Below are 2565 nucleotides of genomic sequence, written 5' to 3' on the forward strand. Positions count from 1 at the left end.
AGCTCCGAGGCCGAGGCCGGAGCCGGTTCCCCGGCCTCGGCCGCCCGCAGCCGGGCTATCAGCTCCTCGCGGGCCCGGGCGACCCGCGAGCGGACGGTGCCGACCGGGCAGCCGGCGACTTCGGCGGCCTCGGCGTAGCTCAGCCCGACGACCTGGGTGAGCACGAAGGCCTCGCGCCGCTGGGCGGGCACCCGGTCCAGCAGGTCACCGAGCGCCACACCGTCCTCGAAACCGGCGGCGGGCGCGGTGCCCTGCCGTTCGGCGGCCTCCTGCCAGTCCGGCAGTGCGGCGCAGCGCGGCCGGGCGGCGGCGCTGCGGTAGCGGTCGATGACGGTCCGCCGGGCGATGGAGAGCAGCCAGGTGCGGGCGGAGGAGCGTCCGGCGAACCCGGGCAGGCTGCGCAGCGCCCGCAGGAACGTTTCCTGGGCGAGGTCGTCGGCGGACTGTACGTCGGTGAGGTGGGCGACGAACCGCCACACGTCCCGCTGGGTGGCGCGGACGAAGGCCTCGACGTCGGCGGACCGCCCCTCGCGGGCGGCCAGGGCGAGCGCGGTCAGCTGCTCGTCATCCACGACGGCCCCCTACCCGGTCGGTTCCACGTGGAAGGAAGTGCGGGACGATGGTCGCATGAGATGCGCGCAACTCCGTACCGCTCTGTCCGCCCGCCTCGACGGCGAACCGGCCGGTGTGCCGGACCGTCGACTGGACGGGCACGTCGCGCGGTGCGCGGCCTGCCGGGAGTGGCTGGAGCGGGCGCGGCGACTGCGCGGCCCGCAACTCGCGGACGGGGCCGACGAGCCGTCGGCGGACTGGACGGCGAAGCTGCTCGCGCGCCTCGGAGCCGAGGGTCCCGGAGCCGAGGGCCACGGCGCGGTCGGGGGCGGTGCGAGCGGAGTGGGCCGCCCCGGGCAGGGGGACGGCGGGCGGACGCGGTAGGACGGTGGCGCCGGGCGTGGCCGGTGCGCCGTCGAAGTCAGGCATGAAGAGGTCCTGAGGAGAAGACGGGGTGCGGTGCCGTTGCGGACGGCACCGTCGGCGTCGGTGGGCGGCCGTGCGAGCCCGGCCCCGGCCGGCTGGCGGCGGGGACGGTCGGCACGCGCGGGCCCGGGCCCCGGCGACAGCCTCCGCCGGTACCGTCGGTGACCCCGGACCCGGCGCACCGGCCGTCCGCGACGGCCCACGGGAGTCCCGGCGGCAGGCGCGGGAGCCGGTGGTGCGCGGTCGGTCGGCGGTCGTCCGGGGACGGGCGGCGGAACCCGGCGGCGTGCTTGCGGCGCGGGGCGACCTGCCCACCGCGCGGCGGACACCGGTGGTGTCCGGGAACGGCGGCGGGCGCGTCAGCGGGCGAACGCGGCCGGGGGAGGTCCGCGCCGGACCAGGGCGTGCGAGAGCAGCACGGACCGTGGCAGCCGGGCCCGGTGGCCGACGGGTCTGGGCGCGTCCGGCGGCCGGTACCAGGCCGTACACGAGAACAGCGCGAGCAGCGGCGCCAGCAGCGCCCCCGCCAGCACCGAGCCCAGCGCGCCGAGCAGGTCGAACAGCCGCACCAGCGCCGTCTCGCCGCGCCAGAGCAGCAGCGAACAGGCCAGCGCGGCGACCACGTGGGCGGTGATCATGCCGGTCGACATGCCGTGCGCGGCCATGTCGTGGCCGCCCATGCCGTTCATCCCGTGCCCGGTCATCCCGGACACGGACGCGGCCGTCGAGCCGGAGGAGAGGTCCGCGGCGGCCGCCGCCGCGCCGTGCGCGTGCGCGTGCACGGGAAGGGCGGCCGGCGGCACGGCCGGGTCCAGACCGGCCATCAGCGCCAGGTCGTCCGAGGACATCCCGGCCGGCTTCGCCTCCGGATTGCACAGCAGCAGCGAGGCCCAGTCCGTCGACGGCGCGCCGGCGGCGCCCCCGCCCCCGAACAGCGAGCCCGCCTGCTGGAACGTCAGGTGCAGCGCGGTCTGCGCCACCACCATCCAGCAACTGATCACCGTCAGTCCCCGTCGCCGGCCGGCCAGCAGCCAGGTGAGACCGAGGGTGAGACCGAACGCGCCCACCAGGACCGGGGCCGAGACCCCGGAACCGGCCATGGCCACGTGCGCCGTGGCGGCCAGCGCCACGCAGAGCGCGGCGAAGACCACGGCGCGCAGCGAGCGGATCCGGTCGGTCATCACGATGACACTCATCGTCGCACCCGCCTCCACCACCCTGTACCGCACCCTCCGGTATTGGCCGGTTCCGTCCCTGGCCGGGCGTGTCCGGCCACCTCGGGGCCGTCCCCTCCGGGCAAGCCGTTCGGGCACCCGCGCCGCCCGGGGCGGGTGGGGGCGCCGCTGACGGGGCTGACGGTGCGGTGGCCGGATCCCGACGGTGCGCGAGCGGTCACGGTGCGCAGCGCGCCGGACCGGTCCGGAAGGTGCTCTTCATCCCGTCATATCGGTTTGACACGTCCGTCCGGATACGTGCTGAATGTGACGCACCGAATGTGACGCCGCACACACCGGCCCCGACGGCGAGAGGAGACCCGGCATGGACACCAGCGCACCCGAGGCCGCCACCATCCCGGCGGCCGGCGCC

The 2565-nt window shown here is 76.8% G+C and carries 3 protein-coding genes; 1 reads left to right on the forward strand and 2 read right to left on the reverse strand.

Annotated elements, in window-relative coordinates:
* Positions 1–572 (reverse strand): sigma-70 family RNA polymerase sigma factor (locus tag ABD308_RS24455; RefSeq protein ID WP_344338624.1); only part of this gene is annotated, 572 nt, incomplete at its 3' end.
* 55 nt (positions 573–627) lie between these two features.
* Here ABD308_RS24455 and ABD308_RS24460 point away from each other — a divergent pair.
* Positions 628–936, forward strand: coding sequence for a zf-HC2 domain-containing protein (locus ABD308_RS24460; RefSeq protein WP_344338625.1), 309 nt, complete (start codon positions 628–630; stop codon positions 934–936).
* Positions 937–1337: 401 nt separating this feature from the next.
* Here the strand turns inward: ABD308_RS24460 and ABD308_RS24465 are convergent, their stop codons facing one another.
* The gene (locus tag ABD308_RS24465; protein ID WP_344338627.1) at positions 1338–2174 is read right to left on the reverse strand and encodes a hypothetical protein; all 837 of its coding nucleotides are present in this window, start codon (positions 2172–2174) and stop codon (positions 1338–1340) included.
* Positions 2175–2565: the final 391 nt, after the last annotated feature.

The sequence above is a fragment of the Kitasatospora putterlickiae genome, from assembly GCF_039527695.1.
In the GTDB taxonomy this organism is placed as follows: domain Bacteria; phylum Actinomycetota; class Actinomycetes; order Streptomycetales; family Streptomycetaceae; genus Kitasatospora; species Kitasatospora putterlickiae.